The 16,196-nt window shown below is 60.6% G+C and carries 8 protein-coding genes and 3 rRNA genes; 9 read left to right on the top strand and 2 right to left on the bottom strand.

Annotated elements, in window-relative coordinates; translation table 11 throughout:
• Nucleotides 1-7: 7 nt before the first annotated feature.
• Nucleotides 8-643, bottom strand: a complete 636-nt coding sequence (locus tag FXY94_RS00055) for an MBL fold metallo-hydrolase (RefSeq protein WP_016662958.1) — start codon at nucleotides 641-643, stop codon at nucleotides 8-10.
• 39 nt (nucleotides 644-682) lie between these two features.
• Complete coding sequence (locus FXY94_RS00050; protein WP_040386612.1) at nucleotides 683-1,786, bottom strand: S-(hydroxymethyl)mycothiol dehydrogenase; 1,104 nt, start codon at nucleotides 1,784-1,786, stop codon at nucleotides 683-685.
• Nucleotides 1,787-2,046: 260 nt separating this feature from the next.
• On the opposite strand from FXY94_RS00050, the gene pheS reads away from it, so the two are divergent.
• From pheS to rrf, 9 genes are all read left to right on the top strand, one after another.
• Entirely contained in the window at nucleotides 2,047-3,117 is a 1,071-nt protein-coding gene (gene pheS / locus FXY94_RS00045) for a phenylalanine--tRNA ligase subunit alpha (RefSeq protein WP_040386609.1), read from the top strand.
• A 3-nt stretch (nucleotides 3,118-3,120) separates the two neighbouring features.
• On the top strand, nucleotides 3,121-5,715 hold the full coding sequence (pheT, locus tag FXY94_RS00040; RefSeq protein ID WP_016662955.1) for a phenylalanine--tRNA ligase subunit beta: 2,595 nt from the start codon (nucleotides 3,121-3,123) through the stop codon (nucleotides 5,713-5,715).
• Nucleotides 5,716-5,882: 167 nt separating this feature from the next.
• Entirely contained in the window at nucleotides 5,883-6,425 is a 543-nt protein-coding gene (locus FXY94_RS00035; protein ID WP_016662954.1) for an arginine repressor, read from the top strand.
• A gap of 51 nt (nucleotides 6,426-6,476) precedes the next feature.
• The gene (locus tag FXY94_RS00030; RefSeq protein WP_016662953.1) at nucleotides 6,477-7,718 is read left to right on the top strand and encodes an argininosuccinate synthase; all 1,242 of its coding nucleotides are present in this window, start codon (nucleotides 6,477-6,479) and stop codon (nucleotides 7,716-7,718) included.
• A gap of 5 nt (nucleotides 7,719-7,723) precedes the next feature.
• Nucleotides 7,724-9,184, top strand: coding sequence for an argininosuccinate lyase (argH, locus tag FXY94_RS00025; RefSeq protein WP_016662952.1), 1,461 nt, complete (start codon nucleotides 7,724-7,726; stop codon nucleotides 9,182-9,184).
• Nucleotides 9,185-9,256: 72 nt separating this feature from the next.
• Entirely contained in the window at nucleotides 9,257-10,531 is a 1,275-nt protein-coding gene (gene tyrS / locus FXY94_RS00020) for a tyrosine--tRNA ligase (RefSeq protein WP_016662951.1), read from the top strand.
• 526 nt (nucleotides 10,532-11,057) lie between these two features.
• Nucleotides 11,058-12,575 (top strand): 16S ribosomal RNA (locus FXY94_RS00015).
• 373 nt (nucleotides 12,576-12,948) lie between these two features.
• Nucleotides 12,949-16,013: ribosomal RNA gene (locus FXY94_RS00010) — 23S ribosomal RNA — on the top strand.
• Nucleotides 16,014-16,102: 89 nt separating this feature from the next.
• Nucleotides 16,103-16,196: ribosomal RNA gene (gene rrf / locus FXY94_RS00005) — 5S ribosomal RNA — on the top strand; the annotation flags it as partial.

Below are 16,196 nucleotides of genomic sequence, written 5' to 3'. Positions count from 1 at the left end.
GGCGCGTTTAGAGCCAGTCGCCCTTCGCGCGCTCACGCTCGGCGCCGATCGTTGTATCCGGGCCGTGGCCCGTGTGAACGATGGTCGCGTCGTCGAGGCTAAAGAGCTTTTCGCGAATGCTGTCTTCAATTTGCCCTCGGTCACTGTAGGAGCGTCCGGTCGCGCCGGGGCCCCCTTCGAAGAGCGTGTCGCCGGAGAACAGTTGATCGGGCTCGCCTTCGGTGGTGCTGCGCAGGAGGTAGCACACCGACCCGGGGGAGTGCCCGGGCGTGTGGATGACGTTGAGCTCGTGGTCGGCGATGCTGAAAGCGTCGCCGTCCTCAAGGTCGGCATCCCATTCGAGATCCCCGTGGGTGAGTGCCCACAGCTTCTTATCGCCCGGGTGCAGGAGCATCGGTGCGTCAAAGCGCTCGGCGAGCTTAGGGGCAAAACGCGCGTGGTCGTCGTGGGCATGCGTCAAGAGGATCGCGAGGAGCGTACGCTCGCCCACGAGCTTTTCAATGATGTCGATGTCGTGTGGAGCGTCGATCACGACGCAGTCCTCGTCGTTGCCGACGACCCACACGTTGTTGGCGACGTCGAATGTCTCGCCGTCGAGGGTGAATGTGCCCTCGGTGACGGCATGGTCGATTCGGAGGTTCATGGTGAAGTCCTTTTTCGGTGATGTGCGTGAGGGTTGGATCTAGGCGCGTGGCATTTCCACGACGCTGCGGAGGATGGTGCCGCCCTTCATGCGCTCGAAAGCGCCCTCGACATCCGTGAGCGCGATGCGTTCGCTCACAAATTCGTCGAGGGGCAGGCGGCCTTGTGCGAAGAGATCAGCGAGGTAAGGAAAGTCGCGCTCGGGCAGGCAGTCCCCGTACCACGAGCTCTTGAGGGAGCCGCCCCGGCTGAACACGTCGATCAGGGGCAGCGTGATCTCGGCGGTTGGGTTTGGTACGCCGACGAGGACAACACGCCCCGCGAGGTCGCGCCCGTAGAAGGCCGCGGTGTACGTGGCGGGGATACCGACGGCATCGACGACGACGTCGGCACCAAAGCCGCCCGTGAGCTCCCGGATTCTTTCGGCAACCTCCTCGGGTTCGAGCCCTTTCGTGGCAACCGTGTGGGTGGCTCCGAGGGCGCGTGCTTTGTCAAACTTCTTGTCGTCGAGGTCGAGAGCGATGATCGTGGTGGCGCCCCCGAGTTTTGCGCCGGCAACGGCGGCGAGGCCGACGCCACCCGCGCCGATCACTGCAACCGACTCACCACGCTGGACCTCGCCCGTGTTGAGCGCCGCGCCGATTCCGGCCATGACGCCGCATCCAAGGAGGCCGACGGCTGCCGCATCGGCATTGGGATCGACCTTCGTGCACTGGAGTTCGTGAACGAGGGTCTTTTCGGCGAAGGAGCCGATGCCGAGGGCGGCCGTGAGTTCGGTGCCGTCGGTGAGGGTCATCGGTTTCGAGGCATTGAAGGTGTCGAAGCAGTATTTCGGCTCACCCTTTTTGCATGCGCGGCACTGCCCGCACACGGCGCGCCAGTTAAGGATGACGGTATCTCCAACCTCGACGTGGGTGACATCCTCGCCGATCTCACTCACGACTGCGGTTGCCTCGTGACCGAGCAGAAACGGGTAGTCGTCGGTGATGTCTCCGTTGCGGTAGGCGAGATCGGTATGGCACACCCCGCACGTGTTCACGTCGACGATCACGTCGCGCGGGCCGGGCTCGGGAATCATAATGTCGACGACCTCTGCGGGTTCATGTGCGGCGAAGGAGACGAGTCCTTGGACTGTCGTGGGCATGAGGGGAGCCTTTCTGTTGTCGCGCGGTTCAAGGCGCGGGTGAACGCCCGGAAGGGTGCGCGTGCGCCGCCAGGTGCGGAGCTTTGCGCTGAGAGGGCGTGCAAGCCCCACCGTATCGCCCACGTATCATTGCTAATGCAAAGAACGTGCACCCCGCGTATGTATCCGATGCCAGCGGCGATCGAGTGCGGGCATGCGCGCGTGCTGTGTCAACGTGAGGATGTGGAGAATTCGTGTCAGATGTGACGAACAGTGTGGACATGAGCGAGGAGGCGATCGCCCGCGCGGTCGATTCTGCGCTCGCCGCGATTGCGGAGGCCACGACGTCGGCCGAGATCAAGCAGGTGCGCATCGCCCATGTCGGGGACGATTCCCCGCTTTCACGCGCGAATCGCGGCATTAAGGATCTGCCCAACGAGAAGAAAGCCGCTGCTGGCAAGCTCATCGGCGGTTCCAAGGGGCGCGTGCAGCAGGCGCTCGCGGCGCGCTCGAAGGAGATCGCCGAGAAGGAGGAAGCTGAGGCGCTCGCGAAGGATCGCGTGGATGTCACGACAGCAGTTGACCGGCTTCCGCGCGGTGCACGCCACCCGCTCGGCATCCTCCAGGACCACATTGCGGACGTGTTCGTTGGTCTCGGTTGGGAAATCGCCGAAGGCCCAGAGATCGAAGCCGAGTGGTTCAACTTCGACGCGCTCAACTTCGACGAGGACCACCCTGCGCGCCAGATGCAAGACACGTTCTACGTGGCGCCCGAGGGAAGCGGCCAGGTGCTGCGAACGCACACCTCTCCCGTTCAAGCGCGCACGTTGCTTGAGCGCGGCGTTCCCCTCTACATCGCCTGCCCCGGCAAAGTTTTCCGTACCGATGAACTCGATGCCACCCACGCCCCCGTGTTCAACCAGGTCGAGGGGCTCGCGATTGACCGGGATCTGACGATGGCGGATCTCGTGGGTACGCTCGACAAAGTCGCCGAGGCCCTGTTTGGCGGCAAGCCGATCACGCGTCTGCGTCCTTCATACTTCCCGTTCACCGAACCGAGCGCCGAGATGGACTTCCGATGCTTCAAATGCGAGGCGAAGAACGGTCTCGATGCCGATGCGGATCCCGCGTGCCGCGTGTGCAGCGGAACGGGCTGGATTGAAATGGGCGGCTGCGGCATGGTCAACCCCGCTGTGCTTCGCGCGTGCGGGATCGATCCGAGTGAATACCGCGGCTTCGCGTTCGGCCTCGGAATTGAGCGCATCCTCATGCTGCGCAACTCGGTAACGGACATGCACGACATTGTGGAGGGCGACGTGCGCTTCTCCCAGCACTACGGAACGGAGATCTGAGCAATGCCCCGCATTCCCCTTTCATGGCTCGGCGAACACGTTGAGCTTGCCGATGGCGCTAATGCCGAGGCTGTCGCAGCCTCGCTCGTCTCCGTCGGCCTCGAGGAAGAAGGTATCTTTGGCGCTCAGGTCACGGGGCCCCTCGTCGTGGGCCGCGTCTTGAACCTCGTCAAGGAAACCCACAAAAACGGTAAGACCGTCAATTGGTGCCGCGTCGACGTTGGCGAGGCGCACAATGAAGCACTCGACAATCCGAAAGATCCGCAGCCCGGCGAAGAAGTCCCGAGCCGCGGCATCATTTGCGGTGCGCACAACTTCGTCGAGGGCGACCTCGTCGTCGTGTCACTTCCCGGAACAGTTCTTCCCGGGAACTTCGAGATTGCGGCACGCAAGACCTATGGTCACCTTTCCGACGGCATGATCTGCTCGACCAGTGAGCTGGGCCTCGGCGAGGATTCCGAGGACGGCATCATCGTTCTCGGCCGCGGGATCGCCGAAGGTATCGAAGCGAAGCCAGGCGATGACGCGATCGCCCTTTTTGGCCTCGATGAGGAAGTCGTCGAAATCAACGTGACGCCCGATCGCGGCTACTGCTTCTCGATGCGAGGCGTTGCGCGCGAGTACTCCCACGCGACCGGGGCGCGTTTCACCGACCCCGCCCTTGAGGTCGAGGTGCCCGAGGCAAGCGGTGAGGGCATTCAGGTCCTCCTCGAAGATGACGCCCCGATCCGCGGCAACGTCGGCGCGACCTCCTATGTCGCCCAGCGCGTGAACGGCGTGGACACCTCGGCGCCTAGCCCTCGCTGGATGCAGCAGCGCCTTTCGCTCGCTGGCATGCGTCCGATCTCGCTCATCGTCGACGTCGGCAACTACGTCATGCTCGATCTCGGCCAGCCGCTGCACATGTTCGATGCCGCGAAGCTTACGGAACCGATCGTGGTGCGCCGCGCTAAGCAAGGCGAGGTGCTCACGACTCTCGACGACAAGGCCCGCACGCTTCACCCCGAGGACCTCGTGGTGGCGGACTCGACCGGTGGTCATGGCGCACGTCCCGTCGCGCTCGCGGGCGTCATGGGCGGAAGCGAAACCGAGGTCGACTCCTCGACCGTCGATGTCGTGATCGAGGCTGCGCACTTCGACCCGACGACTCAGGCGCGCACCGCGCGCCGCCACAAGCTCGTGTCCGAGGCCGGCAAGCGTGGCGAACGCGGGGTCGATCCTGTGCTGGTGGAGGTTGCAGCCCGGCGTGCCGCCCAGCTCCTCGTCGAGTACGGCGGTGGAACGCTTGACTCGAACCGAACGCATGCGCGCGCCGGTAAGGAGACCGCAGCCGAAATTTCGCTGCCCCTTGACTACGCGGAGCGCGTCGTGGGCGTTGCATACACGCGTGAGCAGGTCGTCGGATCGCTCGAGAAGATCGGCTGCACCGTATCTTCCGCCGCAGGGGGAGACAACGGAGAGGAAACTCTCACGGTTGTTCCGCCCACGTGGCGCGGCGATCTTCGCATCCCCGAGGATCTCGTCGAGGAGATTGCGCGGCTCGAGGGTTATGACGCGATTGCGTCGAGGCTGCCGTCGGCCCCCGGCGGGCGCGGCCTCACTCGCGCCCAGCGGGCGAGGCGTGCCGTCGCAAATGCCCTCGCCGAGGCGGGCGCGACCGAAGTTGTGAGCTTCCCGTTCACGAACGACAAGACTTTCGCGAAGCTTCGTTTGCCGGAGGATTCTCCGCTGCGTAATGCGGTGCGCCTGCTCAATCCTCTCGCTGACGATGAACCGCTCATGCGAACGGCGATTCTCGAAACCCTTCTTCCCGTTGCCCAGCGCAATCTCGCGCGCGGCGAGGATTCGGTTGCGGTCTTCGAGTCCGGTCTCGTTTTCGAAAAGCGAGGCGAACGCGTTCCGGTGCCGAGTGCTTCCTCGCGCCCCAGCGATGCCGAGTTGGAGGAGATCGCTTCTTCGCTCGCGAAGCAAGATCGCCACGTTGCGCTCGTGGCGGGCGGCCCCATCACTGCTGCGGGGCCGTTGACCGAGCCTCGTGCGTGGGACTGGGCCGATGCGATTGCCTTCGCGCGTCGCGTCGCTGCCGCTGCCGGCACCGAACTCGTGGTCGAACAGGGAACAGCGAGTGCTTTCCACCCGGGTCGCACGGCGATCCTGTCGACCGTTGAGGGGGAGCGTGTGGGCGTTGCCGGCGAGCTTCACCCGGCGGTCATCAAGGCGTTCAGTCTTCCGAAGAACGCGGCTGCGTTCGAGCTTGATCTCGAAGCCGTGATTGAGTCCGCACCCGCCGTGGTGCCGGCGGAGCCGATCTCGACATTCCCGATCGCCAAGGAAGATTTTGCGTTCGTCGTGAATGACGACACGCCCGCCGAGGCCGTGCGTGCGGCCCTCATCGTGGGGATTGGCGATGTTGCGGAAGAGGTTCGCCTCTTTGACGAATACCGTGGTGACCAGGTTCCTGAGGGCAAGAAGTCGCTCGCATTCGCCGTGCGACTTAGGCCGCATGAGAAAACGCTCAAGGGTGCCGAGATCGACGAGATTCGTGCCCGAGCCATCGCCGCGGTTGAATCGGCCGTGGGTGGTGAGCTGCGCGCCTAAGGATTTCGCCCCTCGCGGGTAAGAAGTCGGCCTGAGCCCCGTCGCTTGCATTGAGCGGCGGGGCTCAGGCTCTTTATGTATAGTCATGCATACGACTGCAATAGAATGCTTTGGTGGTGCGCGGTGTGCCGCCCGCGCGAGGACCCCCGCGGCATGAAAGGACATCGATGAGCGATCAACCGCAGCAACCGCAGACCAAGATCTCGCGCCAACGCAAGATCGTCGACATCCTGAACCGCACCGAGGTCACATCGCAAACCGCTCTTCTCGCGCTTTTGGAGAAAGACGGCGTGAGCGTTACTCAGGCGACGCTGTCGCGCGACCTCGTGGAGCTGCGTGCCGAAAAGGTGCGCTCGAGCTCCGGTTCTCTCGTGTACATGCTTCCTCCCGAAGGAGGCGAGCGGGTTCACAGTTTGCGACGCCCGCCCTCGCAAGAACATTACGCGGCGAGGCTTCAACGTCTTGCGGAAGAGCTGCTCGTGAGCGCGGAGGCAAGCGACAACCTGGTGGTCGTGCGCACGCCGCCCGGAGCCGCACAGTATCTCGCGAGCGCGCTGGATCACTCCGTGCTGCCCTCGATCCTCGGCACGGTTGCGGGAGACGACACGATCCTCATTGTCGCTCGCGGCGCAGCGCAGGGGCGCGAACTCGCGTCTACGCTGCGCGAGCTCGCCGACGGTCGCCGGGCAGCAGTCGACGATCACACGTAGAGCACGGATGCGAGCCACCCCGATCCACTCGACCTAGGAGGAAAAACCCCCATGACAGAACGCATCGTTCTTGCCTACTCAGGCGGTCTCGATACATCCGTGGCTATCGGCTGGATCCACGACGCCACGGGCGCTGACGTCATCGCGTGTGCGGTGGATGTTGGCCAGGGAGGTGAAGACCTCGAAGTAATCCGCAAGCGTGCGCTGGACTGCGGAGCCGTCGAAGCATACGTCGCCGATGCGCGTGAGGAGTTCGCGAGCGAATACTGCATGCCCGCTCTCAAAGCGAACGCCCTGTACATGGACGCATACCCGGTCGTTTCCGCGCTTTCGCGCCCCGTGATCGCAAAACACCTCGTGAAGGCCGCAAAGAAATACGGTGCGAGCACCGTCGCGCATGGCTGCACCGGCAAGGGTAACGACCAGGTGCGATTCGAGGTCTCAATTACCTCGCTCGCCCCGGAACTTCAGTGCATCGCACCCGTGCGAGACCTCGCACTCACTCGCGACAAGGCAATCGACTACGCGGAGAAAAACAACCTTCCGATCACCACGACGAAGCACAACCCGTTCTCCATTGACCAGAACGTTTGGGGGCGCGCTATCGAAACCGGGTTCCTCGAGGATATTTGGAACGAGCCGACGAAAGACGTGTACAACTACACGGATGACCCGGCATTTCCACCGGTCGCCGATGAGCTCGTCGTGACGTTCGAGCGCGGCATCCCGGTCGCTATCGACTCTCGTGCATTGAGTCCGCTCGAAGCGATCCAAGAGATGAACCGCCGTGCTGGAGCTCAGGGAATTGGCCGCATCGACATCGTCGAGGACCGACTCGTAGGTATCAAGTCGCGCGAGATTTATGAGGCCCCGGGAGCGATGGCGCTCATCGAGGCGCATCGCGAACTCGAGCGTGTGACCCTCGAGCGCGAGCAGGGGCGCTTCAAGCGTGAGGTGCAGGACCGCTGGACTGATCTCGTCTACGACGGCCAGTGGTTTAGCCCCCTCAAGCGCTCACTCGAGGCCTTCATCGACGACACCCAGCGTTACGTGAGTGGCGAGGTTCGCATGCGCCTGCACGGCGGCCGCGCGACGGTTACCGGTCGCCGCAGCGACAGCAGTCTCTACGACTTCAATCTCGCGACCTACGACGAAGGCGACACCTTCGACCAATCGCATGCGAAAGGCTTCATTGAGATCTACGGTCTCGGCTCGAAGCAGGCAACGGCTCGCGATGAAAAGTTCGGCAACGCACCCTCCCTCGAGGCAAACGTCGGCGCTAGCGAGGAGTGAGACACGTGAGCGATACACACGAGGCACACAGGTGCGCAGATGCGCCGGAGGAATCCGTCGAACGCGTCGCCCTGTGGGGCGGACGCTTTGCCTCCGGTCCCGCCGACGTCATGGCTGCCCTGTCCAAGTCCACCGACTTCGACTGGCGCCTCGCGCCGTACGATGTGCGCGGCTCGAAGGCGCACGCGCGCGTCCTCGCACGCGCGGGGCTCTTGAGTGAGAGCGAGCTTCGCGACATGCTCGCGGCGCTCGACGAGCTCGGGCGGCGCGTTGAAACCGGGGAGTTTACGCCACACGTGAGCGATGAGGACGTGCACTCCGCCCTCGAGCGAGGCCTTCTTGAAATCGCCGGCCCGGCCCTCGGAGGGAAGCTTCGCGCGGGCCGTTCACGCAACGACCAAGTCGCGACCCTTGGGCGCATGTATATTCGCGACCACGCCCGCGTGATTGCGGCACTCACGCTCGATGTCGTAGACGCACTCATCCAGCAAGCGTCGGAATACCCCGAGGCTCCCATGCCGGGCCGCACCCACCTTCAACACGCCCAGCCCGTGTTACTCGCGCACCACCTTCTCGCCCACGCGTGGCCGCTCATGCGCGACGTCGAGAGGCTACGTGACCTGGACGCGCGCGCAGCGATCTCGCCCTACGGCTCGGGTGCCCTCGCGGGATCGTCACTTGGGCTTGACCCCGAGGCAGTAGCGGTCGAACTCGGTTTTGATGCGGCGAGCGAAAATTCGATTGACGGCACGTCCGCGCGCGATGTGTACGCCGAGTACTCGTGGTGTCTCACGATGCTCGGAGTCGACCTTTCGCGACTGTCTGAGGAGATCATCGTGTGGAACACGAAGGAATTCGACTTCGTGACCCTGGACGATGCCTATTCGACCGGATCATCGATCATGCCGCAAAAGAAGAACCCCGACGTCGCCGAGCTTACGCGCGGCAAGGCCGGTCGCTTCATCGGCGACCTCGCCGGGCTGCTCGCAACGCTCAAAGCGATGCCCCTTGCCTACAACCGCGACCTGCAGGAAGACAAGGAGCCGTTGTTCGATCAGACCGACCAGCTCGAATTGCTCCTGCCGGCATTCGCGGGCATGGTGCGTACCCTCTCCTTCAACACCGAACGAATGGCGTATCTCGCGCCGCGCGGTTTTGCCCTGGCAACGGATATCGCCGAATGGCTCGTGCGCCAGGGAGTTCCCTTCCGCGAGGCTCACGAGATTTCCGGCGGATGCGTCCAACTCGCAGAATCGCGAGGCGAAGAGCTGTGGGACTTGAGCGACGAGGATCTCGCGTCGGTCTCGCCCTCTCTCAAGCCCGAGGTGCGCGGCGTTCTCACAACCCTCGGATCGATCGACTCGCGTTCCTCGAAAGGGGGAACGGGGCGAAAAAGCGTCGCGACCCAGCTTCGACACGCAAAAGTGACCTCGAGCGAACTGCGGGAGTTCGCGAAGCCTCTCTAGGGGGCGTGCGCTACTGTGGAGAAGATGCGCGGCGTGTGAGAGCCGCCCTGACGAAAGGAATGGAGAGGCACGATGGTCAACATCGTTGACGAGCTTGAATGGCGTGGCCTGCTGGTGAATTCGACCGGGATCGAGGCGATCCGCACCGCAGCAAACGAGGGCCCGATCAAGCTCTATTGCGGTTTTGACCCGACCGCGTCCTCCCTCCACGTTGGGCACCTCACACAGATTCTCACCATGCGCCGCTTTCAGCTCGCGGGCAACAAGCCGTTCGCCCTCGTCGGCGGCGCTACGGGCCTCGTGGGCGATCCCCGCATGTCGGGCGAGCGCAAGATGAATTCGGCCGACATCGTGGCGACCTGGGTTGAGTCGCTCCGCGGCCAGATTGAGCGCTTCCTCGATCCCGAAGGCGAATTCGGGGTCACGATGGTCAATAACTACGACTGGACCAAGGATCTCAACGTCTTGAGTTTCCTTCGCGACTACGGCTCGCAGTTCCGCATGGGCACGATGCTGTCGAAGGAAATCGTCGCGAAACGCCTGAACTCTGAAGAGGGCCTCAGCTACCTCGAGTTCTCGTACCAGATTCTCCAAGCGATGGACTTCCTTGAGCTGTACCGACGCTACGGCGTGACGCTTCAGTATGGCGGAAACGACCAGTGGGGCAACATCGTTGGCGGTGCAGAGCTGATCCGCAAGGTCGAGGGCGTGCAAACGCATGCCCTCACGACCCCGCTCGTGACGAAGGCCGATGGAACGAAGTTCGGTAAGAGCGAGGGCGGCGCCGTGTGGCTCGATCCCGAGCTCACGAGTCCGTATGCCTTCCACCAGTTCTGGCTCGGAGCTGACGACCGCGACGTGCTCAAGTACCTGCGTTACTTTACGTTCCGTCCCGAGGAAGAAATTGCAGCGGTCGAGTCGGCAACGGCCGAGCGCCCGCATGAACGTGCGGCGCAAAAGCTTCTCGCGGACGATATGACGACCCTCGTTCACGGCGAGCAGGCCACGGCCCAGGCGAAGTCGGCGGCATCGGTGCTGTTTGGGCGCGGAGATGTGCGTGAGCTCGATGGTCCGACGGTTGCCGTGATCGCAGGGGAGCTCCCGTGTGTGGAGCTTCCCGCGACGGCGAACATCGTCGAGGCCTTTACAGCTACCGAGCTTTTGAACTCGAACGGCGCAGTGCGGAGGGCGCTCAAGGAAGGGGGCCTCTCGATCAACGGCGAAAAGATCGCGGGCGACGTCGACGTTCTTGAGACCGATCTAGGCGCCTACACCATGCTTGCCGGTGGCTACCTGCTGCTGCGGCGCGGCAAGAAGAATGCCGCCATGGTGAAAGTTGCAAGTTGAGCACGCGGTGAACTGCTGCTGAACTCGCCTACTTAGCGCCTGCTGCCCCCTCGATAAGGGCCGCAGGCGCTTTGCATTGTGGCGGTGAGCACGCGCGCGCCCATGTGGCTTGACCAGGGGGGTGGGGTCGCGTAATGTCTTTGTTCGTTGGTTCGCGAAGCCGGAGAAATTCGACTTCCAACCGCGGCCGAGAGTGGCCGCCGTGAAGATCGTGCACGAACCCCGGGTGAGCATCCGGTAAAGAGTGGCACGGAACACGGTGAGTCAACTTGACCGGATCGGAAAGGGTTGCTAAGCTAGTGACTCGCGCCGAGAGGTCGAGTGAACTTCCGGCGAACATCAGCTCCTCGCGAGCCCCACGGAAATGGGGCGAGTGGGGTGTGCGCGTGTTGTTTGATATCTCAATAGTGTGTCTGTTTATTGATGCCAATTTTTTGGCAGGAACATTGAATTTCTTGTTCAATTTCTGGATGGTCAGCGTAATGTTGATTGTTTTGTTTCTGCTGGGTTTAGATTTTTCTGTTTTTTAATGGAGAGTTTGATCCTGGCTCAGGACGAACGCTGGCGGCGTGCTTAACACATGCAAGTCGAACGATGAAGCTGTGCTTGCACAGTGGATTAGTGGCGAACGGGTGAGTAACACGTGAGTAACCTGCCCTCCACTTTGGGATAACTCCGAGAAATCGGGGCTAATACTGGATATGACTATGGCCCGCATGGGTTGTGGTGGAAAGTTTTTCGGTGGGGGATGGGCTCGCGGCCTATCAGTTTGTTGGTGAGGTAGTGGCTCACCAAGGCGATGACGGGTAGCCGGCCTGAGAGGGCGACCGGCCACACTGGGACTGAGACACGGCCCAGACTCCTACGGGAGGCAGCAGTGGGGAATATTGCACAATGGGCGAAAGCCTGATGCAGCGACGCCGCGTGGGGGATGACGGCCTTCGGGTTGTAAACCTCTTTCAGCAAGGAAGAAGCGAAAGTGACGGTACTTGCAGAAGAAGCGCCGGCTAACTACGTGCCAGCAGCCGCGGTAATACGTAGGGCGCAAGCGTTGTCCGGAATTATTGGGCGTAAAGGGCTTGTAGGTGGCTTGTCGCGTCTGCCGTGAAAACTCGAGGCTTAACCTTGGGCGTGCGGTGGGTACGGGCAGGCTAGAGTGCGGTAGGGGAGACTGGAATTCCTGGTGTAGCGGTGAAATGCGCAGATATCAGGAGGAACACCGATGGCGAAGGCAGGTCTCTGGGCCGTTACTGACACTGAGAAGCGAAAGCATGGGGAGCGAACAGGATTAGATACCCTGGTAGTCCATGCCGTAAACGTTGGGCACTAGGTGTGGGGAGCATTCCACGTTTTCCGCGCCGTAGCTAACGCATTAAGTGCCCCGCCTGGGGAGTACGGCCGCAAGGCTAAAACTCAAAGGAATTGACGGGGGCCCGCACAAGCGGCGGAGCATGCGGATTAATTCGATGCAACGCGAAGAACCTTACCAAGGCTTGACATGCACTGGATCGCTGCAGAGATGTGGTTTTCTTTGGACTGGTGCACAGGTGGTGCATGGTTGTCGTCAGCTCGTGTCGTGAGATGTTGGGTTAAGTCCCGCAACGAGCGCAACCCTCGTTCCATGTTGCCAGCACTTCGGGTGGGGACTCATGGGAGACTGCCGGGGTCAACTCGGAGGAAGGTGGGGACGACGTCAAATCATCATGCCCCTTATGTCTTGGGCTTCACGCGTGCTACAATGGTCGGTACAATGGGTTGCGATACTGTGAGGTGGAGCTAATCCCAAAAAGCCGGTCTCAGTTCGGATTGGGGTCTGCAACTCGACCCTATGAAGTCGGAGTCGCTAGTAATCGCAGATCAGCAATGCTGCGGTGAATACGTTCCCGGGCCTTGTACACACCGCCCGTCAAGTCACGAAAGTCGGTAACACCCGAAGCCGATGGCCCAAGCTTTATGCGGGGAGTCGTCGAAGGTGGGATCGGTGATTGGGACTAAGTCGTAACAAGGTAGCCGTACCGGAAGGTGCGGCTGGATCACCTCCTTTCTAAGGAGTTTACTTTTGCCCTGCACTGCTTTTTGTGGTGTGCGTGTTCTGTGCCGTGTGTGTGCAGCGCGTATGGGGCTGGGTGGAACATCAATAAAAGATGAGTGGCTTTCTGGTTGTGTTTGAGTACGCCCTGTTGTGGGGTTGGAAAGAGTGCGGTTGGGGGTTGCTTGTTGTGGGCACACTATTGGGGTGTGAGGCTGCACGCGTGAGCGTTTTGGTCTTGTCCCTTCCTGTTGCTGCTGACTGTGGTTGGTGGTGGTGGGTGTGGGGGTGTTGTTTGTCAACTGCATAGTGGACGCGAGCATCTTGTAAGCAATTTTTTGTTACAGATAGTTCAATGTTTTTGGTCTATGTGTTCATTTTTGAGTGTTTCTAAGTTACTTAGAGCATACGGTGGATGCCTGGGCACAAGGAGCCGATGAAGGACGTGGGAGTCTGCGATAAGCCTCGGGGAGGTGACAACCGACCTGTGATCCGGGGATGTCCGAATGGGGAAACCCGCCGCGATGTGAGTCGTGGTACCCGCCGCTGAATGTATAGGTGGTGTGGGGGGAACGAGGGGAAGTGAAACATCTCAGTACCCTTAGGAAGAGAAAACAATAGTGATTGCGTGAGTAGTGGCGAGCGAAAGCGTAGGAGGCTAAACCATGCTGGTGTGAGACTCGGTAGGGGTTGCTGGTGTGGGGTTGTGGGGTGCATTTACACAATATCTACCGGTGTTGTGGCGTCGTGGTGTGTGGTAGGTGAAGCCTTGTGAGTGGGGCGCCATAGTGGGTGTGAGTCCCGTAGCTGAAACTGCATGGCCAGGCGTGGTGTTGCCCCGAGTAGGGCCGGGCTCGTGGAATCCGGTGTGAATCTGCCAGGACCACCTGGTAAGCCTAAATACTTCCTTGTGACCGATAGCGGACTAGTACCGTGAGGGAAAGGTGAAAAGTACCCCGGGAGGGGAGTGAAAGAGTACCTGAAACCGTGTGCTTACAATCCGTCGGAGCCTTGAGGGGTGACGGCGTGCCTATTGAAAAATGAGCCTGCGAGTTAGTGGTCGGTGGCGAGGTTAACCTGTGTGGGGTAGCCGTAGCGAAAGCGAGTCTGAATGGGGCGTTCAGTCGCCGGCTCTAGACCCGAAGCGAAGTGATCTATCCATGGGCAGTGTGAAGCGCGGGTAAGACCGTGTGGAGGCGCGAACCCACTTCAGTTGAAAATGGAGGGGATGACCTGTGGATAGGGGTGAAAGGCCAATCAAACTTCGTGATAGCTGGTTCTCCCCGAAATGCATTTAGGTGCAGCGTTGCGTGTTTCGTGCTGGAGGTAGAGCACTGGATAGGCGATGGGCCCCACCGGGTTACTGACCTTAGCCAAACTCCGAATGCCGGTACGTGAGAGCGTAGCAGTGAGACTGTGGGGGATAAGCTTCATGGTCGAGAGGGAAACAGCCCAGAACATCAGCTAAGGCCCCTAAGCGTGTGCTAAGTGGGAAAGGATGTGGAGTTGCTGAGACAACCAGGAGGTTGGCTTAGAAGCAGCCACCCTTGAAAGAGTGCGTAATAGCTCACTGGTCAAGTGATTCTGCGCCGATAATGTAGCGGGGCTCAAGTACACCGCCGAAGCTGTGTCACTCCATTTTGTGTGGGGTGGGTAGGGGAGCGTCGTGTGGCCGGTGAAGCTGCGGGGGAACCCAGTGGTGGAGGCTATGCGAGTGAGAATGCAGGCATGAGTAGCGAAAGACGGGTGAGAAACCCGTCCTCCGAATGATCAAGGGTTCCGGGGCTAGGTTAATCCGCCCCGGGTTAGTCGGGACCTAAGGCGAGGCCGACAGGCGTAGTCGATGGATAACGGGTTGATATTCCCGTACCGATAGTGTGAGGACCCATACCGAGGCGTGTGATGCTAACCACCCGAGCTGCTGCTTCCTTCCCTTTGGGTTGGTTGTTGGTGGTGAGGCTGGGAACCAAGTGCGTAGTAGGTCAGCGTGTGGGATGACGCAGTGAGGTAGCTTCCGCGGGGTAATGGTTGTCCCCGTTCAAGCGAGCAGCCCGAGTGCGAGTAATGTTGTGCTCTTGTGGGTGAGTCGTGATGAGGACCCTTTATTGGGGTAGGTGGGTGATCCTGGACTGCCGAGAAAAGTTCCGGCGTGACGAGCACTATTGCCCGTACCCTAAACCGACTCAGGTGATCAGGTAGAGAATACTAAGGAGTTCGAGAGAATCGTGGTTAAGGAACTCGGCAAAATGCCCCCGTAACTTCGGGAGAAGGGGGGCCTGAGGTGTGAGAGCACTGATGGCCGCAGAGACCAGGGAGAAGCGACTGTTTACTAAAAACACAGGTCCGTGCGAAGACGTAAGTCGCTGTATACGGACTGACGCCTGCCCGGTGCTGGAAGGTTAAGAGGACTGGTTAGCCCCTTGTGGGCGAAGCTGAGAATTTAAGCCCCAGTAAACGGCGGTGGTAACTATAACCATCCTAAGGTAGCGAAATTCCTTGTCGGGTAAGTTCCGACCTGCACGAATGGCGTAACGACTTCTCCACTGTCTCAACCGCGAACTCGGCGAAATTGCATTACGAGTAAAGATGCTCGTTACGCGCAGCAGGACGGAAAGACCCCGGGACCTTTACTATAGTTTGGTATTGGTGTTCGGAACGGCTTGTGTAGGATAGGTGGGAGACTGAGAAGCTGGCACGCTAGTGTTGGTGGAGTCGTTGGTGAAATACCACTCTGGTCGTTTTGGATTCCTCACTTCGAACCATGATCTGGTTCAGGGACAGTGCCTGATGGGTAGTTTAACTGGGGCGGTTGCCTCCTAAAGAGTAACGGAGGCGCTCAAAGGTTCCCTCAGCCTGGTTGGCAATCAGGTGTTGAGTGTAAGTGCACAAGGGAGCTTGACTGCGAGACAGACATGTCGGGCAGGAGCGAAAGCTGGAACTAGTGACCCGGCACCTCATTGTGGAATGGGTGTCGCTCAACGGATAAAAGGTACCCCGGGGATAACAGGCTGATCTTGCCCAAGAGCTCATATCGACGGCATGGTTTGGCACCTCGATGTCGGCTCGTCGCATCCTGGGGCTGGAGTTGGTCCCAAGGGTTAGGCTGTTCGCCTATTAAAGCGGTACGCGAGCTGGGTTTAGAACGTCGTGAGACAGTTCGGTCCCTATCCGCTGCGCGCGTTGGATATTTGAGAAGGCCTGTCCCTAGTACGAGAGGACCGGGATGGACTAACCTCTGGTGTGCCAGTTGTTCTGCCAAGGGCATGGCTGGTTGGCTACGTTGGGAAGGGATAACCGCTGAAAGCATCTAAGCGGGAAGCCTGCTTCGAGATGAGATATCCGTACACTTTGTGTGTGGGAGGTCCCCTGTAGATGACGGGGTTGATAGGCCAGATGTGGAAGCGCGGTAACGTGTGGAGCTGACTGGTACTAATTGACCGATGACTTACTAGCACTCTTGTTTGCTTTGTTTGTGTGTTCGCGTTCACTGTGTGGTTGACATTCCACACCCCCTGCTTGTTTGTGGGGAGGGTTTTGGTTGTTTCGGTGGTCATAGCGTTGGGGAAACGCCCGGTTCCATTCCGAACCCGGTAGCTAAGCCTAACTGCGCCGATGGTACTGCACTCGGGAGGGTGT

Source organism: Dermabacter jinjuensis (genome assembly GCF_902381725.1).
Lineage (GTDB): Bacteria > Actinomycetota > Actinomycetes > Actinomycetales > Dermabacteraceae > Dermabacter > Dermabacter hominis.
Note: the sequence above shows the minus strand (reverse complement) of the source record. Positions and strands in the feature narration are given on the sequence as shown.